The sequence below is a fragment of the Scytonema sp. NUACC21 genome (assembly GCF_054684315.1).
Window position 1 is genome coordinate 96,745 of record NZ_BAAFZH010000105.1, and the last position, 25,887, is coordinate 122,631.

A 25,887-nucleotide genomic window follows, 5' to 3' on the forward strand; every position below is an offset into this window, starting at 1 on the left:
CGAAAGTGCGGATTACTCCCTTCCCGCTAGAAGATTATCGAAAATGTATTATATGAAAAACAAGTACCCGTAAAAAAGGTAGTGATGACGGAGTCCACCCGCTGTCACCAAACGAAATTCAAGCTTTATCAAAACTCAAACAACTTTGCGATCCACAAAATACCTACGTTTTCGTTGGTGAAAGGGGAGAGCCGCTTACTCTAGCCGCCGTTCAACGTCTTCTCACTCGACTCGGGGCGATCGCATCTTAGCGAAACTAAAAAAGTATGAGGTAAAAGTATAAAAAAATTCATTCCCCCCATTACTGTTGCTTGTTTAGCTGCATTCCTTCTCACAACTGCATTTGCATACGCTCTTGTTGTAGGTTACGATGGACATTCTTATGATCTATTTTTGCAAGTAACTTACGCACTAACAAGCTTAGACTTATGGAATTATTTACTATAGGACACTCAAATCATAATATCAAGACATTTGTAGAACTTTTAAAACAACATAAAATTGATGCAATTGCTGATGTTCGTTCACATCCATATAGTCGTTATTTGCCACATTTTTCCAAACTTGAAATTATAAAATCTTTAGAAGAAGAAAAAATTAAATATGTATTTTTAGGAAGAAAATTAGGTGCTAGACCTGACAATCCTGGTTGCTACGTAGAAGGAAAAGCCGTTTATGAAAAAATTGCTAATACTGAATTATTCGCACAAGGTATTAAAAATTTGCTCAAAGGATTACGAACTTATAGAATTGCCCTTATGTGTGCAGAAAAAGACCCAATTGCTTGTCATCGTGCTATTTTAGTTTGTCAATATATTAAAAATTGCAATTTAAACATTAGTCATATCAAAAGTGATGGCTCTTTAGAATTACATAATGAACTAGAAGATAGACTCCTGAAGAAATTTGGTTTTCTACATCTGTTTGAGTCCCAACTCGAACTAGAAACTGCCAAACAATTATCTCTTTTTGAAGATATAAATCCTCTAAAGAAATTAAATAGTAAATCAAAAGAAGAATGCTTAAACGAAGCTTACATACTACAAGGCAATGAAATTGCTTACGTTGAGAACAAGGAATAAAATTATGAATAAGGAATTTCAAATATTTACCATTGGTTTTACTCAAAAAAGTGCAGAATTATTTTTTACTACTCTAGCCAAATCAGGTGTAAAGCTAGTTATAGATACTAGATTAAATAATGTCTCACAGTTGGCAGGATTTACAAAAAAAACAGATTTAAAGTATTTTCTTAAAACAATTGCTGATATTGATTATATCCATATTCAGGATTTAGCTCCTACAAAAGATATTTTAGATAGTTATAAAAAGAAAAAAATTGATTGGGAAACATACGAACAAAAATTTGTTCAATTAATGGTGGATAGAAGAATTGAAAATAAGTTTTCTAAAGAACAATTGGATGGAGGATGCTTTTTATGTAGTGAAGCTAAACCTCACTATTGCCATCGTCGTTTGGTAGCTGAATATTTTCAACAAAAATTGGGCAATCTAAGGATAAAGCATCTATAACCTTTATTCTAAGTATAAGTAAATATGCCTATCTTTGAAGTTTTATGTTTGGCAAACTCTCGAAAAAATAGTGGAAGATGTATTGCTGGACTCAGGACAGATGGACATGGATGGATAAGACCTGTTTCATCTAAAACAGGTGCCACTTTGTCTCTGGGTAATTATAGGCTTGATTGTCTAAATGTTCCAAAAATTTTTGACATTATAAGGATTGAATTTGAAGAGCATTGCCCATTATTGAATCAACCGGAAAACTGGCTTATTAGCGATAAAACATGGAATTTAATATCTCGTCCAGCTCCAATTGAAACTATAAAACAGTTAATTACTAACAGCCTTAATAAAAGAGGAACCTTATTAGGTAATTATTCTGATAGAATAAACTATAATGTTTTAATTGCTGAGCCATCTAAAGAATCTCTAACGTTATTAAGACCTCAAAATTTGCATTGGAAAATACAATCAGGCATTACAGGTAAACGCCAAACCAGAGCTGTATTTTCTTTGGGAAATACGAAGTATGATTTAGTAATAACAGATCCGGAATGGGAGGATATTCTTGCAGTTCTTCCACCAGGTTTACATCCTGCCAGATCCGTTCATTTAGATGAATTTGAGCCAGAACAACTACTATTTACAGTAAGTTTAGGTGAACCATTTAACGGTGATTGTTATAAGCTTGTAGCAGGAATTATTGAACTTAACTTATTTAATTTAGATATAAACTCCAACTAGAGGAGTAAAGACCCGGATTCATAGGAATATAAACCAATGCGAAATTCTTTTGCACTTTTTTTACATGAATCCGGTTAATCAGGGGTTATCTCTAAAATAGTGTAAAGGTGCTTTTACTAGAAACCAAACCTCCATTTCGTGGAATAAGCATTGCGATCCGGTTATCTTCCGTTAGCTGTGCGATAAGCCGGGTACTACAAGCGCGATTGAGCGATACTGCTTTAGTCGTTAGGTGCGCTATCGCAATGCTTTTGCATTTTATGGTAAAGAGGTTGTGAAAAGATTAATTATGTCGTTTATAGCGTCTACAAAACAGACAGAGTAAGCATTTTACGTTGTTACAACTTTCTTGTTGAATAATGAATTTATTGAATTTAAAAATGAAATTTGGTTGGAATTAAATGAGTTAGGTTTATCACCAGGAATTTCTTTCTTTTTACAAGGAGTTAAGGTCTAAGAGCCATGAAGCTTATTTTATCTGTCTCCTAGCCTTTGTTGTCACCCCTTCAGAATATTGGCTTTGTCTAAAGAACTTTATCAACTACTACGCATTCATCTCGTTTCAATTAATCCTAGAAACGAGAGTTTTTTGTCTTATAGTCTTATAATTGTATTTACATAATACATTTTCGGTAATCTTCAAGCGGGAAGGGAGTAGTCAACGGCTAAACTCTGCTTCTGGTAGATCGGCAAAAGCTTTACCAACTGTTAAATATGGCAACAGACCAAATAATTCAGGTTCTGGCGTATGAGTTGGTAAAGGTAAGCTAACACTGCCAATTTCTTTTAAGCAACCGACAAAGAACAATCGTCGCCGTAATTGAGGAGTGCCAAAATCAGCAGCAAGAAGTGTCCCAACCGAAACTTGATAGCCTAAATTCGCCATCTTCTGCAAAATCTCCTGATATAGCTTACTTCCTGCAATTCCTTTGAGATTAGGCACATTTTCCATTACAAAAAAGGGAGGATGTAAATGTTCTACAAAGCGTAAAAACTCGTAAATCATTCTACCTCGGTCATCCTGCAACCCTTTTTGTTTACCTGCTTGACTGAATGCTTGACAAGGGGGACCTCCAAAGACAAGATCGGGCTTATCAAGTTCACCTGAGGCATTTTGCCACAGATTTAATGGATCTTCTAGGGTGGAAATATCTTTTTCTAAAACAGAAACACCGTTACCAAAAAAACCACGTAGCGTTGCACAAGCATCTGACCAATTATCGAGTGTTACACAAATGTCTATGCAATTTGTAAGATGAGCACCAATATCCATACCCCCTGCACCACTAAATAAACTGAAAGCTTTTAAAGAACGATTGTTAAATCCAAGCATATGCGCTTGGTGAACTAAGTGTTCAAACACAGCCTTTGCAAGTGGTACAGGTACTGCATTACCAACCTGAAGCTGAGTACTAGTTAGGGTTCCCTCAAACTTCACGCTATCGGGAAAACCTTGCAAACGTGCTGCCTCTCGTACAGTAATAAACCTGTTTTCGTAGGGATGAACAAATTTGTTAAATATATAACCTGTCACTGTTAAGGAAGGTTTATTCGGATCGAGCCTAATCATTCTCAGATTTGGTCCACCTTGTCGATTTGGATCGTGCTTGACGTAGTATTTAAAGCTATCATGCCAAAGTTCTTCCGGTAAATCCTGCATCTTTTGCCCTATTTTTAGAGCATTAATGCGTTTTTGAACATCAGAACCTACTTTTCTAGCAATATGATTTTCAATAATTTTATATGAACTGCTAGAATTGGAAATTTTGTTGAATCCACTCATCTCTTACATGACTTTGTGTGAAAGTAATAATACCATCAAATAAATTGTATATTTCTTTGCTTAATGGCAAATCACCAACTTTTTTAGCTTTTCCTGTTTCATCTAAAGTCCACACAATATCCTGAAGCTCAAGCAAGTAATCCTTGTAATGACGTACAGCATGAATATTAGACAGCAAAGCAGTTTTAACGTCGAAGTGACTGGCTTTTGGCTTACCAGATGCAGCAATTTTTAGGACTTGATAAATTCCTTTTTTTATATCATCGGTTCTATCCATTCCCACACTTGATTTACTATCAGAAATAGATTCGTATCCCTCACCCTTTCTTCTTATAGGCCAATTTTCGGGTCTGGGAATAGGTTGTCCACAGGCATTTGTTAACCAATAGACAGGCTCTGGTAAAGTTCCTCTTCCTCGCACAGCTTTGTTATAGGCAGAGTAAGCAATATTCCAAAACTGGAAATATCGATAAAACAGTTCGTCTTCCTTGCTAAAAACTTTTCCAATTTGCTCGTATGCCCATTTTGTAGAACTACCACTTCCTCTTACACCCAAAGGCACAAGTTCATAATGCCAGCGATCGTTTTCTAATCTAGGAAGAACAATATTTATATTAGATGATGCAAGAAACGAATTATCCGTCGCGGAGTGTGAACGAGATATAGGCTCTCCGTCATCGTCAACTTCAGTTTGTACCTCGACTTTTACTGCTAAGGGAAGTGTTGTTAGTGGTGCAGCTTTCACTTCTGCTAATAAAACTACACGCTGTGTTTCATCATGAATTATTACGTCAACGGGTTCTGCACCGTAATAAATTTTTAAATCCCGTGAATTAATAGTGAATAAGTGCTTGAGGAATATACAGAGCAAACGCCTTGTTGTTCCACCAATGGTTCCAGAAGGAGGTTTGTTTGCGTGATGAAAAGAAAAATTACCTTGCAAAACACATCTTGGACAAGTGTTAGTGTATGGATAAATTAAAAGAGGAGAATCATTTACTGGGCAATAAAGCCATCCTGTATTCGCCAATTTTGTATAATACTCAGCAGCTACAATGAGGTCAAAAGCAGCTGCAAGTGAAAGACCAGGAGCCGTAGCAGTTCTTCTGGCATTCTCAAAAGCTTGTTCAACAAGAACCTTGGCTAATACTTCTTCATAGGTATTTGCTTCAAAAGCTCTAGCTTCTTTCAGAAGGTTTTCTATCCAATCGTCCTTAGCCGCCTCAGGCTGATTACTGTCACTTGTATTCAAGCAATCTCTCACAATAAGAATGTATCAATATAGCATAATAGTACCTACGAATGAACCTGACTCGCCGCAATCACTACTGTCATACTCTCACGCGCTAACTTATCCACATACAGCAAATTGCAATTAAGTGAGGTATAGATTGTTGTGAGGGCGAACAACCATATGCCTCCTTCGTCGGCACGCTCCACGTTGGCGCAGCCTGTCCGCAGGACATACGCCCCTACTTATGTGCTTCTTTTACCTGAAAAATTCTCTATCTTCTCTTCGCGCTCTTTGCGCCTTTGCGGTTCTATAAAAAAAGCTGCATAAGGTCACTAAGCCAATGCTCTAAATAACGCCTAAGGTAGAAACGAATTTAACTCATAAGGGTCGCCCCCAGTCATTTGTGAAGCACAAGGACTATTGACAAAGGACTAATGACGACCACTTACTAGCTATATTTAATTGTCCCTACTTGCTGACTATTTTTCTTCCTGCTCTAGCAGCTTAGAAAGCCTATTCTTGATATCTTGTACTTGCTTGTCGTTCTTTGGTAGTGTTAAGAGACGAACTTCTATCTCTGCGATATTGTCAATTCGAGTGGTTTTCTCCCAAATTCTCTTTTCTGTCTCGGATTCGTGCTCGTATCGAAATGTTAGAGTGTCCGCACTGACATCTAAAATTTCTACGTTCTTTAACCAGCCATTACTACTCTTGACAAAAAGCCAAACATTAGGCTGACCAATAAGTTCTTTGAGTTTACTCTCCATACCGATAATATTTAGAATTGTAATTGTAAAGATATTAACACACTCTGTCAATATAGCTTAAGACGTATTCTGCCACGGGCTCTAAATATTGAAAAGGATATATTTACGGATAGATGGCAGTTATCAAGTCACTAGGTAATTTTGTGCCTAATGAGTAGGTTAGTTACTTGCCAAACGATACATGTTTTCTGTAATCATAGAAAACATAATAAAAGTAAATTTTTATTAAGCGAGGATAGGCATGTACATCGTTCAGATTGCCTCGGAATGCGCTCCTGTTATTAAAGCCGGAGGCTTAGGCGATGTCGTTTATGGACTCAGCAGAGAATTGGAAATCCAGGGACATTGCGTCGAACTTATTCTGCCGAAGTACGACTGTATGCGCTACGACCACATATGGGGTTTGCATAACGCCTACATAAACTTATGGGTACCCTGGTATGGTGCGGCAATTCACTGCTCGGTCTACTGTGGTTGGGTACACGGGCGAGTCTGTTTCTTTATTGAACCCCACTCAGAAGACAATTTCTTTAATCGGGGCTGCTATTACGGTTGCAGCGATGACAATATGCGATTTGCTTTCTTCAGCAAAGCCGCTTTAGAATTTTTGCTCCAGAGCAATAAACGACCTGATGTTATCCATTGTCATGACTGGCAAACAGGCTTAGTTCCAGTGATGCTCTATGAAATTTATCAGTATCACGGAATGCCTTATCAGCGGGTGTGCTACACCATCCACAACTTCAAGCATCAAGGATTTGCTGGTGTTGATACTCTTACGGCAACAAATTTAAACCGACCAGAATACTACTACCATTACGATCGCCTGCAAGATAACTTCAATCCCTTTGCCATCAACTGTATGAAAGGGGGGATCGTTTACTCCAATGCTGTGACAACAGTTTCACCGCACCATGCTTGGGAAGCTCGTTTTACTAACATTGGCTACGGATTGGGTCACACCTTGCACTTGCACCAGGGCAAATTTACTGGCGTGCTCAACGGTATCGATCGTGATTTTTGGAGCCCTGAAACAGACCGTTACATTCCATATCACTACAATCAAGAAAATTTTGAAGAGAAAGCTAAGAACAAAAAAGCTTTACGAGACCGGCTGCTGCTACAGGATGTTGATAAGCCAGTAATTGCCTACATTGGTCGTTTGGATGACCAAAAAGGCGTGCATCTTGTCCACCACGCCATTTACTACGCCCTTCACAATGGAGCACAATTTGTCCTGTTAGGTTCGGCGACAGAATCAGGGATCAACGCTCATTTCCAACACGAAAAACGTTTCTTAAACGAGAATCCTGATATTCATCTAGAACTTGGCTTTAATGAAGAGCTATCCCACCTAATTTATGCAGGGGCAGACATGATTATAGTCCCCAGCAATTATGAACCCTGTGGGCTAACCCAGATGATTGGTCTAAAGTACGGCACTGTACCAATCGTTCGCGGAGTCGGTGGGCTTGTCAACACAGTGTTTGACAGGGATCACGACCAAAACAAGCCCCCAGAAGAACGAAATGGCTACGTGTTCTACCAGTCAGATTATCCAGCTCTTGAGTCGGCGCTGGAACGGGCTATGAAGTTGTGGTACAACAATCCAGAGGAATTCCGCAAACTTGCCCTCCAGGGTATGGCGTATGACTACTCCTGGAAGCACCCAGCAGAAGAATACGTGAAGATTTACGACCATATTCGGTACAAGTGGTAGTCGTTTAGTTAATCATTTATACTCTTGGTCAATCCCTTGCTCTTTTACACGGGCGAGGGATTCATTTTTCTTGTTGTGTTTTGCGATTAACAGACAATCCTCAAGCTTAGCTACGATGTAAGTAAAGCTGTAGGTTAATGACTTTAGAAAACTAATGGCACCTTACTCTTTAAATTTACCACTTCAACTACAACAAGAAGCAGAAAGATATGCTAACAGCCAAGGGATTTCACTGGAGCAATTTATTATTTGGGCTGTAGCGGAGAAAGTCGGTGTTCTTAATCAGCCAGTTGACGACCCCGCATATCCTGGGATTACATATCGTATTGGTGCTAGCGGTATAAGAGTACCTATACTGCGAGGAACCGGGCTGCGAGTTCAGACGTTAGTGATTGCCAGACAACAATGGGGATTGTCAGTTCCAGAGATTGCAAGTGAACATAATTTGAGTGACACTCAAGTGCATGAAGCTTTAGCTTTCTACGCTGCACACAGTCAAGAGATAGATAACGCGATAGCATCTGAGCAAGCGTTGGAAACACATCATGTCTAAACCTCTGCTGCAAGTGGGCTTTCAAATTAGACTTCAGGAAGAGCAATAAGAGAATGTTAAACACTTAAAAACACTGCTAATAAACTTCAGGATTAACACAATAGGGTAAACGCTCACCAGTTAGCCCAGCAATAAGATTTGCGATCGCCATATTTGCCATTTTTTCCCGTGTTTGGCGACTGGCACTCCCAATATGAGGTGCAATAATCAGATTTTCAAGAGTAAGTAATGGACTATCGATAGGAATTGGTTCTGGATCGGTGACATCTATAGCAGCACCTGCAATGTAACCCTGTAAAAGTGCTCGGTAAAGGGCATCTTGGTTTACAACCCCTCCGCGTGCTGTGTTGATGAGAATGGCAGACTGCTTCATCAGTTCAAACTCTCGGTAGCTGAAAAGATGATTGGTCTCCTCAGACAAAGGAGTATGAATAGTGACAAAATCTGACTCTTGCAGCAACCGTTCAAAGGGTACAAACTCTACACCTAAAGATTGTTCGAGTTCCGTTTGACATCGGCGCTTACTGGTATACAAAATTCGCATTTCAAATCCTTTAGCACGACGAGCAACCGCTTGACCGATACGTCCAAAGCCAACGATCCCCAAGGTAGCACCTGTAATATTTGGCCCTAGTAACAAGTCTGGTTCCCACGTTTGCCATTGACCTGCACGAGTAAATCTATTTGCCTCAACCACTCGCCGTGCAGCCGCCATCAATAATGCCCAGGCAAAATCAGCAGTTGCATCAGTGAGTACACCGGGAGTGTGACCGACTGGAATTTTTTTTGCGGTAGCTGCTGGAATGTCAATGTTGTCGTACCCAACTGCCATTTGGCTAATGACCTTAAGAGAGGTTCCGGTTTCTATCAATTCCCTATCAATCCGGTCGGTCAGCAAACACAGTATGCCATCAATCGTCTTTATCTTGTTTAATAAAACTTCATAAGGCGGTGGTTGGCGGTCTTCCCAAACTTCAACAGTTGCGACTTGATGCAGTTGGTATAAGTTAGTGGGGAGGCGGCGGGTGATAAAGACTTTAGCTTGGCTCATGGTTGAGGTTTGCAACTTTTTCAGATTTGGGATAGGAGCGATCGCCAGTACATAGTTAGTTATTGAATTTATTTATACATTATTAACACTGTATTCTTCCTGGTAAGAGCGAACAGATTGCCGTTATTGCATTTTATCAATATACGCGATTGGTACTGAATTTCCTTATTTTTGAAAAATCATGTTTTTATCCGTCTATAAAAAAAGCTTTGCTAATGCATTTAATAAAGACAGTGATAATACTTGTCTATATTACATATTTTTTCAATATTACATTAGTTCTGGTACAACTTAAGGAAGGATTATTTGAATCTTTAGGCTTTGATATAAATACTTGCACTTGACTGATTTAAAGAAAATCTCAAAAATTAACTCTGTAAGAACACTAATTTACAAAAAACTGAAAAAGACTTAGAAGAAATAACAGAGCAAATAAACAGCAGGTGATTCTATCTTCTTTTTTGAAGATAGAATCGACGATTTTATTGAAAAGCAGTTTGAGTTTTGAGTAAAACACAACAGATAATATTAGGAGTGCAAAATGAATTTAGGCACGAAATCAAAAGTAGCTACATTCAAGGCAGGTTTTTCTTTGATTGGAGTCCTAGGTACAGCTACACTTTTGCCAGCACCAGTTGCTGCTCAAACGGCTGCTTCTGCTAGTGGTTCTGTTGTACTAGTAAGACCTTCTGGTGGTTCTATCAGTGTTAGTGGAGAAATTGTTCTTCCTGCTGGATTTTACTTTCAAGGTCCTTTAAATATTAAACCGGGAATAACTGCAGGAAAAACTCCAGGGGGAAATGACGAAACTATTAATGGTTTAGCCATCGATCCTGGGACAGCAACTGCAGTTACTAATTCAGTAAGTGCGAATCCCTTTCTTCAAGAAGCTGCAGCTGCTCTAAAAGCTGCTACAACAGCTAATGATGTTGCTGCTCAATCAGCAATTATCAAATCAGGCGCGGGTGTTAATGGTTTAGGTGGTCTGGAATAAAAAAGAGATTTCATAACAAGAGATGGATTTACCCCCCTTAATCCTCCCGTATAAAGAGGGAAAACAAGCAATCCAATTCTCTCCCCTTTATAAGGGGAGGGTTAGGGTGAGGTAAAACTGTCACTACAACCTTCGTCTGCAATCTATTTCATTGTATGTCTACCATAGCCAATATCTTGAGAGGACTACAGGGTGTTTTATCAGAATTCGGATAATATTGGGTTTCGTTTCTCAATCCAGCCTACGAGAATTCTTTTCCATCCTTTATCCTTTAGACTTCATCCTTGATTAGTTGGGTTTCGTTCCTCAAGCTAACTACGAAAACTATTTTTCATCCTTTATCCTTTAGACTTCATCCTTGATTAGTTGGGTTTCGTTCCTCAACCCAACCTACGGCTCGACTATTTTACATATAATTTTTTTCCTTGCATGAAAGCAATAATTTTATTTTTAATAATTATATTATTCCAAAAGTATTACATAATAAAACCAGTAAAAGCTACTAACAAGCATACTATACACAAATCCCAAATTGCTCAAATTTATACTTCCCAAATTCATCTAGATACCACAGACAAAATTGGAGACTCTCTTGTATCTCAGTCAGATTTCAATTCTAGAGAACCAAAATTAGAACCTCTAGGACAAGCAGAAAAGAATCAAAACAGAAATCAACAAGAAATTCTTCTAGATGCTTTAGCCGTTAGCGCTACTAAATATCCTTGGCTTATTAATCCAACTGATAATTTAATCTTTTCTCCTGAAGTCTTCAAACCAAATACCGATAACTATTCCTCTTTTGATATAAATTTTTCTAAAGACAATCCAAATATTAATAAATTTATCTTTGCATTTGTTCCTAAAAAAGAGCAATTTTATTGGGTACTTCCAAATAATAAAGTAGTGTTCGAGACTAAAGCATGGCAAGGAGGGGTTTTTTACCAAGGTAGATCTACAGACACCAAGATAATTCAAACCATTACATTAAAACAAGCTTTGGGAGGAGTTCAAGCAGTTTCGGTGATTCCAGGTAGTTTTGATGACTTAATTGGAAAAATAGAAACTAAAAATTTTTCCATTATCTCTATTGCAGGACAAATAACTAACCCTTCCGGAATTCCTACAGATAAAGTTATTATTAACAGTGGTATTGAATTAACAAATTCCAATGTCACTACTTTGACAAATCCTTTGTCCAATCTTGGTAGCGGTTCTACTCGCAGTTCAAATGGTGGCGGTTCGTTATTTGAGTTCTTAGATGTCTCTAATTCACCCTTAATTCTACAAGGTTTCCCTACAGTTGATTTAAAACCCTTACTCAATGGCGGTAATATAAAATTAGCAGAAAAGGAAATGATTCCCAAAGAGGTTTTGGAAGCAGCTGGTATTGTCTGGGGAGATTACGTCACGGGAAAACCATCTCAGTTTACAGCACCAATCTCTTCTTTACCTGGAATTAAAATTGGACAATTAGGAAAGTTTGATAATGTTAATTTATTAAATAAATTAGTCAATCCCTTTCAAACAGATGTCGAAAGAGATTTACACTATCTTAATTCCTTATTTTGGGTATCCTTTGGTCAAAGACAACCTAAATTAGAAGTTAATATTGAAAATCAAGATGAGGATAATTGGCACAAGTTATATTTTAGCAACGCTCATAACCGTGCCATTATTGAATACAGCCCAACAGATATTAGTGTTTCTTATGCCAATATTTTTACTAATCCCGGTGTATCACTGATAATTAATTTTGAGGATGCTAGGATTAATGAGATACAGAGTGCAAACTCGACTGCGGGAATGGTATTGGGATTTATTTTTCAAGGTGTTGATATCAATCGCATACAGTATCATCTTGACACTGCCAAACAAAAATTTAAAAATCAAGAAGTATTTTCTGCACTCGAGACTAAAGCAACGTCTCTTCAAAGGAGGCAAATCAACTACAGGCTCAATCAAACCTTATCCTACGCTAATCGAGTTAGTGGTTTAAAACCAGTCTCCGGAACTATAACTTTTCCCAGTAAAATTACAACCAATAATTCTAATATTATCCAATTGAGAACAGGCTTATACCGAAGACGATTACAATTTTTACAAGAAGATGTTGGTCAAATTATAGAAGGAAATACATTTTTTTCAAATCTAAAATTATCAAATAAAAATTTTGGGAACCTCAGTTTTATCAGTACATCACTTCCGTTGCTAGAAACCTCAGTTACCCCAAATAACAATGAAGCTTCAGCTGCTGAGGTTATTTTAACTCAACCAAATGGAAAAAGTTTTGTTCAACGATTTAGTTCGGGAGATAATACAGTAATACCTGTTGGTATTAAATCATCTGATTTAGCCTTCGATCGCATTGAACTAACTAGAATAGATCGTCAAAATATCCACCTCAAAACTTTTAACGGCTATTTGGATTTACCAGCAATAGAACTTGTGTTTGCTGGTTCTTCTGGTGATTTTAACTATAGCGCTACAACAGGTTATTGGTTTAATCTCGATTCTAACTCTGCACCTGGCATCAGTCATAATATAGATTTGCAAGAAGCAGCACTAGGAATATATACCAATATTTTGCTGAATTTTCAGAAAATCAACGTGCAAAAAAATATAAAAAATGACCCGAAAGCCATTGAAACTCATGCCTCCTTTTTAGGTATAAATTGGAATAGCGCGATTAATATAAATAACCCGTTTTCTGCAAACCTCAGTTATTCATACTCTTACCAAAATCCACAACTTGGATTTTCTCTAACTCCAGGCATAGCTTTTGTTGGAAGTCGCGATCGCAATGAATTAACAAAATTTTTAACCGCACAGATGAGTCTAAAAACAGGGTTAGAATGTCACGCAATAATAGAACTTGCTAAAGAGCTTTTTTTTGATTTATACGTATTGCAAAAAATTAACACCAATATATCTGTTGGAGCTTATATTAAAAATTTTAGTCAAATTAACCTTGGTCTTGACAATCGAATTACTAATATAAACTATGGTATTATATTAAAACAAAATTTTACCAAAAATAATAGTTTTTTAGAGGCTCAAATCGGTACGGGAGAAAAGGGACTAGATGCCCGATTGCAAGGAGGGCTAAGGTTCTGATATCCACAGTTGGAGTTTAATACAATCTCCAATCTCTATTCATAAGGCTTTTCTCAAAATCAACACTCAGCACTTATACCAACTCTCTATAAACTTGCACTCTTCTGATTAAATTTCTCCTCTTGGCGCTATTGGCACGGCAGTTGCTACAACGGGGGGAACCCCCGCAACGCACTGCCTCGTCTTGGCGGTTCATTTTAAATATTTAGCGCATATTCATAAAAAACTGGTATTATTACTACTGAAGATGGCTATCGCTCCAAACTTCTGACTTCCAAAAATCCACTTTATAAAACAGCTAAAATACGTTAAAACCATGCAAACTTTAAGATGAAAGCAATGGCTGAAGTTATTATCCAAGACCTAGATCCTAAAACACCAGAAGAATTGGGTTGGAGCCCTGATTTTTTTGAGAGAACGGCTGGAAAGTGGGAAGGGGAACCACTTATAAGAAGCGAACAAGGAGAATACGAACAACGGCTTTGGGAGCTTTTGTGATTTATTTATTAATACAGTTTTTACAGAGATTCCTTAAAGCAGCTATCCTAAAAGAATGCTGTCAACATCATCTCAACTATTACGACTTTCCCAAGGACAACTCAACCTACTTGAACGTTGTCCCCGACAATTTCAACACACTTACTTAGAACAACTTCATTCTCCCTCTAACCCAGAGCACGAGCAACGGCAAACTTTGGGTAGCCGCTTTCACCTGCTTATGCAACAGCGAGAAATGGGGTTGCCTATTGATTCTTTGTTGAAAGAGGATGCCCAATTGCAAAGCTGGATGACAGCCTTTGCTGATGCTGCACCAGAAATTCTCACACCTGCGCCTAATATCCAGATCTTTCGTGAAAGCGAACATTACAGGACACTACAATTTCAAGACTATCTGCTTGCGGTTATCTACGATCTACTGATTGCCGACGACCGCCAAGCACAAATTTTGGACTGGAAAACTTATCCAAAACCACCAAATAAACAGAGGTTAGAGCAAAATTGGCAAACACGCCTTTATATGTATGTATTGGCTGAAACCAGCGATTATATTCCAGAAAATATTTCTATGACTTACTGGTTTGTCCAATCAGAAGGCAAACCACAAAGTATTAAGTTTATTTACAATACCTTTCAACACCAGCAGACCGCTAACAGACTAAATCAACTCCTAAATCGGTTAAGATATTGGTTAGAGCGTTATAACCAAGGAGAGCAATTTCCCCAAGAACCTGTCGGTAGCAAAGCTTGCGACTATTGTCAGTACACAACGCGGTGCAATCGCTCCCAAGCTACTTCGGAGCAGAAATCTGCAATGATATCTTCTGAAGTAGCAGCCACAAACCTACTAAATTTAGATAGCATTCAAGAGGTGAGTCTGTAAATGATTGCAGATAACTTTTTGATTATATTACTTTATGCAGTTTGATGATACTGATGCGGTTTATGTCCGCGAACTAGGCATAGATGACATTGCTCCTGTTTACCACTTAGGAGAAGAGTTATTTACCAGCGATTTATACCCGTATCTCTATCGTTGTTGGGATGAGTGGGAGGTGATTGGTCTTTACAACACCGATCCTGAATATTGCTTGGTTGCCGAAGTTGATGGGCAGCTTGCGGGCTTTATTTTAGGAACCATTATTACCAAAGCAACTTGGACTTACGGATATATTTTGTGGTTGGGAGTCAGCCCCAAGTTTCAACGTCGCAGCGTGGGAGACAAGTTAGTTGATAAAGTTGTTTCACGCATGATTGAAGATGGGGCACGATTCATGCTGGTGGACACAGACCCTGCTAATGTTTCAGCGGTAAAGTTTTTTACTCGCAAAGGTTTCGGCAATGTTCGCCAACACATATTCCTATCCATGAATCTCAGCAAGCACGAGTACTATGGCAGGCTCATTGATTACGAACATCAAAAAGCTGAAAGGGCAGGTTATAAACGTTCTCGTCCGACAATGCGTCCCCGCAAGTCTGATGGAGTTATTAGTGAAATTGCCCTCAATACCATAACCCCTGAATCTCAGACTACTGACGAGGAAGCACCTGTTTAACGAGGTGTAGTTTTAATTGGTTGGTGGGCAGTGCCCACCAATCAATTCGTGGTGAGCACTCACTACCCACTCTCCTTAAGATTGTTATCTGTTATGCCAACACCACAGCAGCAGTGGATTCTTGCACAAACTGAACAACCGCCAGAATGGTTTATTCAAGCGGTGAAGCAATATTTACCTGCATTGAGAGGACTTTTTGCAGCCCAGTTGTTATGGCAACGGGGAATACAAGATGAAAAAACATTAGCTGCTTTTGTCAGTCCTCAAGCTTATCAATCAACCAGCCCATTTGAGTTCGGTCAAGAAATGCATTGGGCTGTGAAACGGTTGCAGCAAGCATGGGAAGATGGAGAGAAAGTTGCTATTTGGGGTGACTTTGACGCCGACGGCATTACGTCTACTGCTGTCCTATGGGATGGTTTGGGGCAGTTTTTTGCTCACCATATACAGTTAAGTTACTACATTCCCAACCGTCTCACAGAATCCCACGGGCTTAACTGTCAAGGGATCGATCGACTTGCCGAGCAAGGTGTTCAGCTAATTGTGACTTGCGATACAGGCAGTACAAATATCAAAGAAATTGACTATGCACAACAGTTAGGCATAGATATTATTGTTACAGATCATCACACTTTACCCGTAGAACGTCCACCAGTCACGGCGATTATTAACCCCCGCTATTTACCCAATACTCATCCGCTGTTTCATCTTTCTGGGGTGGCTGTGGCTTATAAACTGGTGGAAGCCCTTTACCTAACTCTGCCAAATGTCCCAAAAACCTCTCTATTAGAAGATTTATTAGATTTGGTAGCGGTTGGGCTGATTGCTGACTTGGTGCAGTTGAGTGGAGATTGTCGCTACTTGGCACAGATGGGAATTCAGCGACTGCAAGCAGATTTTAAAAAAACACCCGAAACAAGACGCCGTCCGGGAGTAGGGCGGTTGTTAGAATTGTGCCAAAAAAGTGGCGATCGCCCCACAGATATTTCCTTTGGTTTAGGACCGCGAATTAATGCTGTCAGCCGCATTCAAGGAGATGCTAGTTTTTGTGTGGAATTGCTGACAAGCCGAGACCAAAAATATGTCAGCGAACTAGCAGAAATGACAGAATTAGCTAACGCCCGTCGCAAATCTTTACAAAAAGATGTTGCCCAGCAGGTAGCGCAAAAGCTTGCCCGAATGGACTTATCAACCACCAGCGTTATTGTGCTCGAAGATTCCCAATGGGCTGCGGGTGTCTTGGGATTAGTTGCCGGACAAGTCGCACAAGATACAGGGCGTCCGACTATCCTTCTAAGTACAGAGATAGCAGGTGAAGGAGAGAGAGGGAGAGAGGGAGAGAGGGAGGCAATGTCCACCCAACCCATTGTCCCCCCTTTCCCTCCTCTTGTTGCTCGTGGTTCTGCTCGTTCGGTCAACTCAATTGATTTGTATCAATTAGTTAAAGAGCAAGCACATCTTTTACACCGCTTTGGCGGACATCCCTATGCAGCAGGATTAAGTCTTCCAGTAGAGAATATTCCTTTATTTACAGAGGCCATTAACCAACAGTTACGGCGATCTTTGGCAGGGGCAAACCTAACACCAACCATAGAAGCCGACCTAACAGTAACAGTGGCAGATTTGGGGAAAGAGTTATTTCTAGAACTGAAACTCCTAGAACCTTGCGGAATGGGAAACCCTGTGCCAAAACTGCTGATTCAAAATTGTTGGTTTGAGAATGCTTGGCACCGAAATCAGCAGGATTCTCAAGGAAAAAAGATACAGTACATTAAAGCCGAGTTTGATATTCGGGATGATTCGACAAAAAGCCCTTTTCCCGGTGTTTGGTGGGGACATTACAAAGATGAATTACCCCTAGGAAGGTGTGATTGCATAGCAGAACTTGACTACAACACCTTTAAAAAACGTTACGAAATCCGCCTCGTAGCAGTACGTTCCCTGCAGCAATCAACTTTCAATCATCAGCCATCAGCACTGATACTTGACTGGCGCAATACCTCCCATCCTCTCACTCCAGACGCAAGCACCCACCATCCCCCCTTGGGCAATCCCCTTCTCCTAGAGAAGTGCCCAACGAGTTGGGACGATTTACGCGTTTGGTTAAAACGTGCCCTTTACAACAAACAACCACTAGCACTTGCTTGGAGTATACCCAATCACAAACCACCAGAACAAATTTGGTTAACTCTAGTGGGGCTTGCCAAATACCTAGCACGAACACATCAACCAGTCACTAGAGTGCAGTTGCTGGAAAAACTTGATATAGGAGATCAACCCTTACTTTTAGGGTTAAAATGCTTAAAATACTTGGGTTTCAAAATCACACGCCAAGACCGTGCTTTGATTTTCACTCAACGTTCCAGCAATGAATCCGCCCTTGCAGAAGGAGCCATTACCCAATTTTTAGCTGCTGTCAGAGAAGAACAATTTCAGCAACAGTATTTTGCTGACGTACCTTTATCCACAATTCAAGCGATTGGATATCAAATCGCAATTAGTCCTTAGTCATTAGTCCTTAGTCATTAGTCCTTAGTCATTAGTTATTAGTCCTTAGTCATTAGTTTTTTCACTCCCTCACTCCCTCACTCCCTCACTCCCTCCCTCTCCCCAACTTCCCCTGATGTTCGCACTTAAAACCCTGACGCTGCCAATCAGTAATATTGACCTCTACCAATTTTTTGAGAGAAGAGCATTGTGGCTGAATAATCGGGCTTAACCCAGCCCATAGCAAGCAGCGTGTTACATCCAATGCAGTTTTCAGACGAGACTCACGATTGCCGGGAACACCTTGTTCTTGAACAATTTCTGTTTCGACCCAAATGCCTTGAGCGCCAAAGAGAATTTGTGCCATCCATTTGGCTCGCGGCAAGTGGGTGGGTGAAGTAATCAGTTTTACCTTGTGTACTCCCCAACCCCGCAAAATAGGAATACCATAGTAAAGATTCTCAAACGTAGAACCCGCACATTCTTCCAACCAAACGTTTTGCATTCTATCTACTGCCTGTTGTTCAAAAATTAGCCAAAGACAAGGTTCTGGGGAGCCACGAGAGATGAGAATGGGAGTCTGGGGGTGTTGTCTTGCCAACTGGGCGACATAGATTTCTCGTTTAATACTTCCACCAAGTACAAAAAAAGCGTCTACTGACTTGGAAGATGCAGAAATCATGGTTATAGTGTTAAAAAGCAGAATACTGCTTAGTACGAGGCCTAGCCCAAGAGCTAGTTTTTTAAACAGTTGCCATCTTTGCCGCCATCGCACTTCCTTGGGGCTGAATCTACTATTTTTGACGGGACGTTTCATGGAGTATTTGATACTACCTTTTTTGGGGGAATTCTGTAATACCGATCTAGCTAGCCAAGTGCTATCTTAAGAAAGTAATAATGTTTGCCAAGATGGCACTGATGAAACTGCCACACTGTAGCAAGCTTGCGGAAAACGTGAGCTATGTTATAAAAGCTGGTTGAGAGGTGACGCCGGACTTTTAAAGAATCATCAAGGAAAAGTAATGAAGAAATTATAGTTAACAAGAAAAATTTATAGTCCCTAAAAAATCCTGATTGCTACACTGTCAACAACACAATTATTCCAGCTAATATACATGAATCAGTCTGCAAAACGTTACTCGCCGCTCCAAGTAGCCTTAATTGGTGGAGCTATAGCTTCGACTGCCTCCCTTTCTTTGTTTGGTTCAGTGTGGTGCCGCTCAGTACGTGCAGCACTGCAAGATAGCCCAAAAGCGGTAGTAGACGAAGTCTGGCAACTGGTGAATCGTGAATATGTCGATTCTTCGTTTAACAGACAGGACTGGTTAGCAGTCCGGCAAAACCTGCTGAGTAAAGATTATACCTCCCGTGAAGAAGCTTATGTTGCCATCCGCGAAGCTTTAGAAAAATTGGGCGATCCTTATACTCGCTTTATGGACCCCAAACAATATGAAGCTCTAACCAGCCAAACGTCTGGAGAAGTCTCTGGAATTGGTATTCGGATGGAACTGAATGAACAAACCAAGCGACTTACTGTTATAGAAGCTATTGAAAATTCCCCAGCACTGAAAGCTGGTATCAAAGCAGGAGATTGGATTATAGCGATTGACGGTAAATCCACCGAACAGATGAAAGTGGAAGACGCCTCTAAGCTAATTCGCGGTAAATCCGGTACTATGCTGAGCTTACGTCTTGGACGGGAAGGTCAGCAAGCTTTTGATGTGAAGCTGACACGGGCAACAATTGAAGTGCCAACAGTACGTTACACCTTGAAGCAAGAGGGTAACCGACGTGTTGGTTACATTCGTTTACGCGAATTCAGCGCTCACGCTTCAAGTCAAATGCGTCGTGCAATCCGCGATTTAAGTTCTCAAAAAGTTGATGGCTTTGTGTTAGATTTACGCAGCAATCCTGGTGGTTTGTTGCAAGCGAGTATTGAAATTGCTCGAATGTGGCTCGATAATGGAGCGATTGTTAAGACCGTAGACCGTAAGGGTGGTAGTGAGGAAACTAAAGCCAATCACACTGCTATGACAAGACGCCCTCTCGTCGTACTGGTGGATAACAATTCAGCTAGTGCTAGCGAAATTCTGACTGGGGCACTTAAAGATAATAAACGGGCGGTCGTTGTTGGCAGTCAAACTTTTGGAAAAGCTTTAGTACAGTCAGTTCATGAACTGGCAGATGGTTCCGGCGTGGCTGTCACAATAGCTCATTACTACACTCCTAAAGGAACAGATATTAATCACACGGGAATTGCACCAGATATTAAATTAGATTTGACTGAGGCACAACAGCGGCAACTGGCAGCAAATCCGGATTTGCTGGGAACTCAAAATGACCCTCATTATGCCCGCGCACTCTCCGTTTTGTCTAGCAACAGCCTTGCTTCACCCAGTCAGGACAATCAGCCGTTGCAATCATCAGGCAACCGCGCTATCAATCTGAAATTGTAATTAAGTTTTAAAGGCTCTTAATTGGTTGGTGGATAGTGGAATAGTGGATAGTTGCTCTACTAACTACTAACCACTAACCACTAACTACTAACAATCCTTAGTTTTTATGAATATTCAACCAGTTGAGATAGCAACCACCAACTCTTTTTTGCCAAAGATATCGGTGGTTGTGCCTATTTATAATGGTGAAGCGGATTTGCCAGAGTTAATCTCAACTCTTTTGGCTCAAACTTACCCTAAACATCAAGTAGAGTATTTACTGGTAGATAATAATAGTCGCGATCGCACCGCTAGTTTACTCAAAACATCTGCTGAAAATAGTCCAATTACAATTCGCCCTTTAAGCGAAACTCAAATTCAAAGTTCTTACGCCGCCCGCAACGCTGGTATTCGCGCTGCCACTGGTGAAATAATCGCCTTCACCGATGCTGATTGTCGTCCGCAACCTGAATGGTTAAATGCACTCATTGCACCTTTTGTCAACCCAGATATAGTCATTGTTGCTGGTGAGATTGTGGCATTACCGGGAACGAATTTACTAGAACAACACGCAGATCGTCAAGAGACTTTATCGCAAAAGCATACCCTTGCCCATTCTTTTTGTCCTTACGGTCAAACTGCGAACCTGGCAATTCGACGGCAAGCCTTTGAAAAAATAGGTTTATTTCGACCTTATCTCACAACTGGTGGAGATGCGGATATTTGTTGGCGTATTTTGCGGCAAAACATTGGGCGTTTGGAATTTGCTTTCAATGCAATTGTGAAGCACCGTCACCGCAGCACTTTAAAGGAATTAGAAAGCCAATGGCGGCGCTACGGGCGTTCAAATCGCTATTTACACGAACTGCATGGCGTGGAGTTAATGAGGGATATGCCCCCGAAAGAATACTTCTACCGTTTGGGACGCTGGATGTTGAAGGAACTGCCAAGGGACAGCGTAAAAGCTTTGGCTGGTAAAGCTAGCCTTGTAGACATATTGAGTACTCCTATTGGGTTGTTCAATGCTAGGGCACGTAGCGCAGGACAAAGAGATGCCCGGTTACCAGAAAACGCCAGAACTATTGAGTGGTTGTAGAAATACGTTTACGTCGATCCACAACCAATAGCAGATGGATGAGGCAGTGTATGACTGCGGTTTGTTTATCTGGAAACAGTGTTTTGATATAGGCACGTAACAGCAATCAAGGAATTTGGTGGCGACAAATGTTGAGGCTGAAGCAACCTAAAGCAAAACCCTGTCACATATATATACGTTTGAGTTGAATGAATTTATGCAATTTTTCAGAAAAATCTGCCGCATTCGGACAATGGATAACTTATAAAGGGGGGGAAACAACAAATTCAATTCCCAAACCTTTATAAGGGGAGGGTTAGGGAGGCGTAAAACCAACGCTTGTGGTAAAAATTATTAAAATTTTCTAAAATCTTACTTTTCTACTGAGTTATAATAATAACAATTATGCAAATAATTGCAAATATAGTCAATTAATATACAGGATTAAACTCCCGATGCGAAAAAATTCAAAAACTTCAGACTTACCCATTAATAGGAAATAGGTCTTACCACAACTCATTGCCTGCCTATGTCTTCCGAACAGTAGCTGAGCGTTGCCAAATTTCGCTAAATTGGAAGAAAAGTAGTGCAAAGGATACCGTAGATGGCAGCACAATTGTTACTGGTAGATGATGAGCCGGGATTGCGTGAAGCAGTCAAGGATTATATGCAAGAGAGCGGTTTCGGCGTTCAAGTTGCCAGTAACGCCAAAGAAGGCTGGGAATTGGTGCAACAGAATACACCAGATTTAGTAATCTCGGATATTATGATGCCGCAGGTAGATGGCTACCAATTCCTCAAGCAACTGCGGGATGACCCCCGTTTTCGGTCACTACCCGTAATCTTTCTAACTGCGAAAGGTATGACGACTGACCGGATTCAAGGTTATCAAGCGGGTGTTGATGCCTATCTGCCCAAACCCTTCGACCCAGAAGAATTAGTGGCTATTGTCGAGAACTTGCTGGAACGCCGTTCTTCCCGAACTCCTACACTAACCGAAGAGGGTGAAGCGCCTAACATAACGGAATTAGCAAATCAAATTGCCCAAATTAAACAACTGCTAACGCAAAAGAGCGCAATTTCTCAATCCCCTGCACCTTTTGCTATTGACTTAACTCCCAGAGAACAAAGCGTTTTAAACACGTAAAACTAGCCATGCGAAATATGGTGCAAAAAGGTGGCACCTCACTAAAACATTTTCTACTAACGACTGTGGGGCTTTTAGCGGTTTTGGTAGGTCTTGCTTATCTGACCCGGTGATGAATCAGGTACAGTTAAAAGTTATCAGTTCATTCGGGGAATCGACTGATAACTGATAACTGGTAACTGATAACTGTAGTATGGAGAATTTGTAGCTGGTGAGAATCGAACTGTATGTGCAGGATTGTTTTATTGAGTTGTCCCAAGGAGCAAGTGTAAATTTTTGGGACGCCCAGAGTCAAATTGCTGTGGAAACTTGGGAAAACTGGTTTGAGACGTGGATGGAAAAACTGCACCCTCTCACCTTGCTAGCATCCGCGTATGAGGTTGGGCTGCGCTTGACAAATGACAGCGAAATACAAAAGATGAATGTTCAGTACCGCCATCAGAATAAACCTACAGACGTTTTATCCTTTGCTGCACTTGAGGTAGATTTCCCTCAATCGGAAGCAGTACACACTGAGATACCTTTATATCTTGGGGATATCGTTATTTCTGTTGAGACAGCTCAAAGACAAGCTCAACAGCAGGGTCATTCTTTAGTTACAGAGTTAGCCTGGTTGGCAGCTCATGGTTTGCTCCATCTTTTGGGCTGGGATCATCCTGATGAAGAGAGCTTGAGCCGAATGTTGAATCAACAAGTAATATTACTGAAGGATATTGGTATTGATATTAACGTAGAATAACCATTGCCCAATCATATCTTAGTGTTATTCTGTAATTGTCTGACAACAGACTTTTGTAAAAAAATTTCCTCATCAGGCCATCAACAGATTAAAATACGCAGAAAATCTTACAACCACTATACCGTTTTATGCTTATGCCTATGTCCCAACAAGTTTCATCACCCCCAAAAGTTTCCGCACCACCAACAACACCAAACTGTCTAGACACAGTTGTTACCAAACAGCGAGAATTCTCATGGAAAGTTGCTTCCAATTTGTTTGTCAGTTTTAAATATGCTTGGTGTGGAATCACCTACGCTTTTCAAAGTCAACGCAATTTTCGCATTCACGTTGCTGTTTGTGCGCTTGCAATCGGCTTGAGCGTTTTTTTACAACTTAAAGGAGTGGAAATAGCGGTCATTGCGATCACAAGTGGTTTAGTTTTAGCGTTAGAGTTACTAAACACAGCGGTAGAGTCGATTGTAGACCTAACAGTTAAGCAAACGTATCACGAACTGGCAAAAATAGCCAAAGATTGTGCTGCAGGAGCTGTACTTGTGTCTGCTATTGTAGCACTACTAGTAGCTGCAATGCTGTTATTACCACCTTTGTACACGTTAATCTTGTCGCTAATGTAGATCTAGCTCTCTTAGTGCTAAAGTCTGATAAGCTAACGTGCATTTAAGTTACATAATCTGGATGGTTCTTGTCGCCCCGTAGTAGCCACAAGACTTGGAAGCACCGTAGAGCACTTCTCTACCATCCCACCAGGAATTAAAAAAGTTGTTTATGCAAATTAAATGTGCTTTAGCTGAACATTTTTAATCTTGTTTCAATTCAGGCGCAATTTTTTCTCGTGTCTGTGTCAAAGTAACGGCAATAACAACTAAAATCTTCTGATGGAAATCGATCCGAGTAAGATGATTGGTATATATCAGGAGTTATAACTTGTGATTATAGTTATTGATAATTACGACAGTTTTACCTATAATCTAGTGCAATATCTGGGTGAGTTGGCGGTAGAATTTCCAGTTGCCACAGACATCAGGGTTTTTCGGAATGACAAAATATCCTTAGATGAGATCCGCGCTTTAAAAGCAGATGGAATCGTCATTTCACCCGGACCCGGTCGCCCTGAGGATGCGGGTATTTCTTTGGATTTAATAGAACAACTTGGACCTAGCTTACCAATTTTAGGGGTTTGCTTGGGACATCAAAGCATTGGTCAAGTTTTTGGCGGTAGGATTGTTTCCGCACCAGAATTAATGCATGGCAAAACTTCTCCGGTTTATCATACGGGAGTGGGTGTTTTCCGAAAATTAGAAAGTCCAATGACCGCAACCCGGTATCATAGTTTAGTGATTGAGCGCGACTCTTGCCCAGAGGTGTTGGAAATCACCGCTTGGGTTGAGGATGGAACAATTATGGGAATTCGACATCGGAACTATCCTCACATTGAAGGCGTCCAATTTCACCCAGAGAGTGTCCTGACAAATTCAGGAAAGCAGTTACTGCGAAACTTTCTGGAACAATTGCAGTCTAGAGAGCAAAATTCTTCATGAAACGACGACAGTTAATGAGCTATGCTGGGGCGGGAATAGTGACAGCATTAGGGACTACCTTGGGATCTGAATTTCAAGCTAATGCTCAATCAAAGGCTCAACCAGGCAGTTCATTATCAATTCAGTGGTTGGGTCATACCTGCTTTCTGTTTACTGGTGGCGGAACAAGAATTCTTGCAAATCCTTTCCGGGCTATTGGTTGTACCGCAGGATATCGTCCCCCTAAAGTCCAGGCAGATTTAGTATCGATCAGCAGTCAACTGTTAGACGAGGGTGCTGTAGAAGACCTTCCCGGAAATCCAAAATTAATTTATGAACCGGGAGTTTATGAATTCAATAGCATTAAATTTCAAGGAATTGCCATAAATCACGATCGCAAAGGTGGAAAGCAATTTGGTATCAACACCGCTTGGCTGTGGAAGCAAGGCGGTATTAGCATTCTCCACCTTGGAGGAGCAGCAGCAGCCATTTCTATTGAGCAAAAAATCCTGATTGGGCGTCCTGATGTTGCTTTAGTTCCCGTTGGAGGTGGACCAAAAGCTTATAATCCTGAAGAAGCCAAGCAAGCAATTCAAGTTATCAATCCTAAAATAGTCATTCCTACTCATTTCCGTACACAAGCTGCGGATTCTTCTGCGTGTGATATTTCCCCATTAGATGAATTTTTGAAACTGATGGATGGGGTAACAGTACGTCGCAGCAATAGTGACACGATCGCGATTAGCCCTGGCAATCTTCCTGAAAATAGTGCAATTCAACTGTTAAGTTACAAGTTTTAGCCTGTCAAACCTTTAATTAGTAACAATGTAGAGACGCACTATCTGAAGCGTCTCTACACATTAACCTTAACTAAAGGTGTTGTATCTTAACCAACCTGATAAGCCAAGTAAAAAATACAAAGTTTATTTATAGCGCGTACTTCTAC

The 25,887-nt window shown here is 40.3% G+C and carries 22 protein-coding genes and 2 pseudogenes; 19 read left to right on the plus strand and 5 right to left on the minus strand.

The features are described from left to right. The first annotated feature begins 428 nt into the window (after positions 1 to 428). From ACYRY3_RS37060 to ACYRY3_RS37070, 3 genes are read left to right on the plus strand one after another with little or no spacing between them, the layout of a single operon-like run. On the plus strand, positions 429 to 1,082 hold the full coding sequence (locus ACYRY3_RS37060; RefSeq protein ID WP_460206723.1) for a DUF488 domain-containing protein: 654 nt from the start codon (positions 429 to 431) through the stop codon (positions 1,080 to 1,082). A 4-nt stretch (positions 1,083 to 1,086) separates the two neighbouring features. Then, positions 1,087 to 1,533 carry a DUF488 domain-containing protein gene (locus tag ACYRY3_RS37065; RefSeq protein ID WP_460206724.1) on the plus strand — a complete coding sequence of 149 codons (447 nt, stop codon included), beginning with the start codon at positions 1,087 to 1,089 and terminating at the stop codon, positions 1,531 to 1,533. A gap of 24 nt (positions 1,534 to 1,557) precedes the next feature. Beyond that, positions 1,558 to 2,268, plus strand: coding sequence for a dual OB domain-containing protein (locus ACYRY3_RS37070; protein ID WP_460206725.1), 711 nt, complete (start codon positions 1,558 to 1,560; stop codon positions 2,266 to 2,268). A gap of 658 nt (positions 2,269 to 2,926) precedes the next feature. Here ACYRY3_RS37070 and dcm read toward each other — a convergent pair. The 3 genes from dcm to ACYRY3_RS37085 all read right to left on the minus strand — a co-directional run bounded on the left by dcm (position 2,927) and on the right by ACYRY3_RS37085 (position 6,052). Then, complete coding sequence (gene dcm, locus ACYRY3_RS37075) at positions 2,927 to 4,051, minus strand: DNA (cytosine-5-)-methyltransferase (protein WP_460206726.1); 1,125 nt, start codon at positions 4,049 to 4,051, stop codon at positions 2,927 to 2,929. Then, positions 4,020 to 5,303 carry a hypothetical protein gene (locus tag ACYRY3_RS37080; protein WP_460206727.1) on the minus strand — a complete coding sequence of 428 codons (1,284 nt, stop codon included), beginning with the start codon at positions 5,301 to 5,303 and terminating at the stop codon, positions 4,020 to 4,022. The genes dcm and ACYRY3_RS37080 overlap by 32 nt, the downstream gene beginning before the upstream one ends. A 461-nt stretch (positions 5,304 to 5,764) precedes the next feature. Then, the gene (locus ACYRY3_RS37085) at positions 5,765 to 6,052 is read right to left on the minus strand and encodes a DUF6679 family protein (RefSeq protein WP_460206728.1); all 288 of its coding nucleotides are present in this window, start codon (positions 6,050 to 6,052) and stop codon (positions 5,765 to 5,767) included. Positions 6,053 to 6,293: 241 nt separating this feature from the next. Between ACYRY3_RS37085 and glgA the strand changes: the two genes are divergently transcribed. After that, positions 6,294 to 7,772: a glycogen synthase GlgA gene (glgA, locus tag ACYRY3_RS37090; protein WP_460206729.1), complete on the plus strand. Its 1,479-nt coding sequence runs from the start codon at positions 6,294 to 6,296 to the stop codon at positions 7,770 to 7,772. Between the two features lie 154 nt (positions 7,773 to 7,926). Further along, positions 7,927 to 8,325: a DUF433 domain-containing protein gene (locus ACYRY3_RS37095; protein WP_460206730.1), complete on the plus strand. Its 399-nt coding sequence runs from the start codon at positions 7,927 to 7,929 to the stop codon at positions 8,323 to 8,325. Between the two features lie 76 nt (positions 8,326 to 8,401). Here ACYRY3_RS37095 and ACYRY3_RS37100 read toward each other — a convergent pair whose 3' ends face one another. Continuing rightward, positions 8,402 to 9,376: a 2-hydroxyacid dehydrogenase gene (locus ACYRY3_RS37100; RefSeq protein WP_460206731.1), complete on the minus strand. Its 975-nt coding sequence runs from the start codon at positions 9,374 to 9,376 to the stop codon at positions 8,402 to 8,404. Between the two features lie 541 nt (positions 9,377 to 9,917). Here ACYRY3_RS37100 and ACYRY3_RS37105 point away from each other — a divergent pair. From ACYRY3_RS37105 to ACYRY3_RS37130, 6 genes are all read left to right on the plus strand, one after another. After that, positions 9,918 to 10,370: a hypothetical protein gene (locus ACYRY3_RS37105; protein ID WP_460206732.1), complete on the plus strand. Its 453-nt coding sequence runs from the start codon at positions 9,918 to 9,920 to the stop codon at positions 10,368 to 10,370. A gap of 429 nt (positions 10,371 to 10,799) precedes the next feature. Continuing rightward, entirely contained in the window at positions 10,800 to 13,484 is a 2,685-nt protein-coding gene (locus ACYRY3_RS37110) for a hypothetical protein (protein WP_460206733.1), read from the plus strand. Positions 13,485 to 13,823: 339 nt separating this feature from the next. Next, positions 13,824 to 13,982 carry a hypothetical protein gene (locus ACYRY3_RS37115; RefSeq protein WP_460206734.1) on the plus strand — a complete coding sequence of 53 codons (159 nt, stop codon included), beginning with the start codon at positions 13,824 to 13,826 and terminating at the stop codon, positions 13,980 to 13,982. 55 nt (positions 13,983 to 14,037) lie between these two features. Then, the gene (locus tag ACYRY3_RS37120) at positions 14,038 to 14,865 is read left to right on the plus strand and encodes a PD-(D/E)XK nuclease family protein (protein WP_460206735.1); all 828 of its coding nucleotides are present in this window, start codon (positions 14,038 to 14,040) and stop codon (positions 14,863 to 14,865) included. 34 nt (positions 14,866 to 14,899) lie between these two features. Next, complete coding sequence (locus ACYRY3_RS37125; protein ID WP_460206736.1) at positions 14,900 to 15,538, plus strand: GNAT family N-acetyltransferase; 639 nt, start codon at positions 14,900 to 14,902, stop codon at positions 15,536 to 15,538. A gap of 93 nt (positions 15,539 to 15,631) precedes the next feature. Beyond that, positions 15,632 to 18,046 (plus strand): single-stranded-DNA-specific exonuclease RecJ, encoded by a 2,415-nt coding sequence (locus ACYRY3_RS37130; RefSeq protein ID WP_460206737.1) that lies wholly within the window; start codon positions 15,632 to 15,634, stop codon positions 18,044 to 18,046. 85 nt (positions 18,047 to 18,131) lie between these two features. Here ACYRY3_RS37130 and ACYRY3_RS37135 read toward each other — a convergent pair whose 3' ends face one another. Beyond that, complete coding sequence (locus ACYRY3_RS37135; protein WP_460206738.1) at positions 18,132 to 18,842, minus strand: YdcF family protein; 711 nt, start codon at positions 18,840 to 18,842, stop codon at positions 18,132 to 18,134. 298 nt (positions 18,843 to 19,140) lie between these two features. Here ACYRY3_RS37135 and ctpB point away from each other — a divergent pair, with 298 nt between their 5' ends. The 8 genes and pseudogenes from ctpB (at position 19,141) to ACYRY3_RS37175 (ending at position 25,741) form a co-directional block, all read left to right on the plus strand. Then, positions 19,141 to 20,481 (plus strand): carboxyl-terminal processing protease CtpB, encoded by a 1,341-nt coding sequence (ctpB, locus tag ACYRY3_RS37140; RefSeq protein ID WP_460206739.1) that lies wholly within the window; start codon positions 19,141 to 19,143, stop codon positions 20,479 to 20,481. Between the two features lie 106 nt (positions 20,482 to 20,587). Beyond that, positions 20,588 to 21,556, plus strand: coding sequence for a glycosyltransferase family 2 protein (locus ACYRY3_RS37145; RefSeq protein ID WP_460206740.1), 969 nt, complete (start codon positions 20,588 to 20,590; stop codon positions 21,554 to 21,556). 583 nt (positions 21,557 to 22,139) lie between these two features. Beyond that, positions 22,140 to 22,676 (plus strand): annotated as a pseudogene (locus ACYRY3_RS37150) (response regulator); the annotation flags it as partial. After that, positions 22,676 to 22,795: pseudogene (locus ACYRY3_RS37155) on the plus strand (DUF3285 domain-containing protein); the annotation flags it as partial. The pseudogenes ACYRY3_RS37150 and ACYRY3_RS37155, both read left to right, overlap by 1 nt. Positions 22,796 to 22,893: 98 nt before the next feature. After that, positions 22,894 to 23,421, plus strand: a complete 528-nt coding sequence (ybeY, locus tag ACYRY3_RS37160; protein WP_460206741.1) for an rRNA maturation RNase YbeY — start codon at positions 22,894 to 22,896, stop codon at positions 23,419 to 23,421. Positions 23,422 to 23,561: 140 nt separating this feature from the next. Beyond that, positions 23,562 to 24,038, plus strand: a complete 477-nt coding sequence (locus ACYRY3_RS37165) for a diacylglycerol kinase family protein (protein ID WP_460206742.1) — start codon at positions 23,562 to 23,564, stop codon at positions 24,036 to 24,038. 312 nt (positions 24,039 to 24,350) lie between these two features. Continuing rightward, positions 24,351 to 24,962 (plus strand): anthranilate synthase component II, encoded by a 612-nt coding sequence (locus ACYRY3_RS37170; protein WP_460206743.1) that lies wholly within the window; start codon positions 24,351 to 24,353, stop codon positions 24,960 to 24,962. Then, a complete protein-coding gene (locus tag ACYRY3_RS37175; RefSeq protein ID WP_460206744.1) occupies positions 24,959 to 25,741 on the plus strand; it encodes an MBL fold metallo-hydrolase in 783 nt (260 codons plus the stop codon). Before ACYRY3_RS37170 ends, ACYRY3_RS37175 begins: the two co-directional genes overlap by 4 nt. The last annotated feature ends 146 nt before the right edge of the window (positions 25,742 to 25,887 follow it).

Coding starts and splice junctions, on each gene's coding strand:
- ACYRY3_RS37060 (WP_460206723.1), top strand. CDS start 429: ATGGAATTATTTACTATAGGACACTCAAATCATAATATCAAGACATTT.
- ACYRY3_RS37065 (WP_460206724.1), top strand. CDS start 1,087: ATGAATAAGGAATTTCAAATATTTACCATTGGTTTTACTCAAAAAAGT.
- ACYRY3_RS37070 (WP_460206725.1), top strand. CDS start 1,558: ATGCCTATCTTTGAAGTTTTATGTTTGGCAAACTCTCGAAAAAATAGT.
- dcm (WP_460206726.1), bottom strand. CDS start 4,051: ATGAGTGGATTCAACAAAATTTCCAATTCTAGCAGTTCATATAAAATT.
- ACYRY3_RS37085 (WP_460206728.1), bottom strand. CDS start 6,052: ATGGAGAGTAAACTCAAAGAACTTATTGGTCAGCCTAATGTTTGGCTT.
- glgA (WP_460206729.1), top strand. CDS start 6,294: ATGTACATCGTTCAGATTGCCTCGGAATGCGCTCCTGTTATTAAAGCC.
- ACYRY3_RS37095 (WP_460206730.1), top strand. CDS start 7,927: ATGGCACCTTACTCTTTAAATTTACCACTTCAACTACAACAAGAAGCA.
- ACYRY3_RS37100 (WP_460206731.1), bottom strand. CDS start 9,376: ATGAGCCAAGCTAAAGTCTTTATCACCCGCCGCCTCCCCACTAACTTA.
- ACYRY3_RS37105 (WP_460206732.1), top strand. CDS start 9,918: ATGAATTTAGGCACGAAATCAAAAGTAGCTACATTCAAGGCAGGTTTT.
- ACYRY3_RS37110 (WP_460206733.1), top strand. CDS start 10,800: ATGAAAGCAATAATTTTATTTTTAATAATTATATTATTCCAAAAGTAT.
- ACYRY3_RS37115 (WP_460206734.1), top strand. CDS start 13,824: ATGGCTGAAGTTATTATCCAAGACCTAGATCCTAAAACACCAGAAGAA.
- ACYRY3_RS37120 (WP_460206735.1), top strand. CDS start 14,038: ATGCTGTCAACATCATCTCAACTATTACGACTTTCCCAAGGACAACTC.
- ACYRY3_RS37125 (WP_460206736.1), top strand. CDS start 14,900: ATGCAGTTTGATGATACTGATGCGGTTTATGTCCGCGAACTAGGCATA.
- ACYRY3_RS37130 (WP_460206737.1), top strand. CDS start 15,632: ATGCCAACACCACAGCAGCAGTGGATTCTTGCACAAACTGAACAACCG.
- ACYRY3_RS37135 (WP_460206738.1), bottom strand. CDS start 18,842: ATGAAACGTCCCGTCAAAAATAGTAGATTCAGCCCCAAGGAAGTGCGA.
- ctpB (WP_460206739.1), top strand. CDS start 19,141: ATGAATCAGTCTGCAAAACGTTACTCGCCGCTCCAAGTAGCCTTAATT.
- ACYRY3_RS37145 (WP_460206740.1), top strand. CDS start 20,588: ATGAATATTCAACCAGTTGAGATAGCAACCACCAACTCTTTTTTGCCA.
- ACYRY3_RS37165 (WP_460206742.1), top strand. CDS start 23,562: ATGTCCCAACAAGTTTCATCACCCCCAAAAGTTTCCGCACCACCAACA.
- ACYRY3_RS37175 (WP_460206744.1), top strand. CDS start 24,959: ATGAAACGACGACAGTTAATGAGCTATGCTGGGGCGGGAATAGTGACA.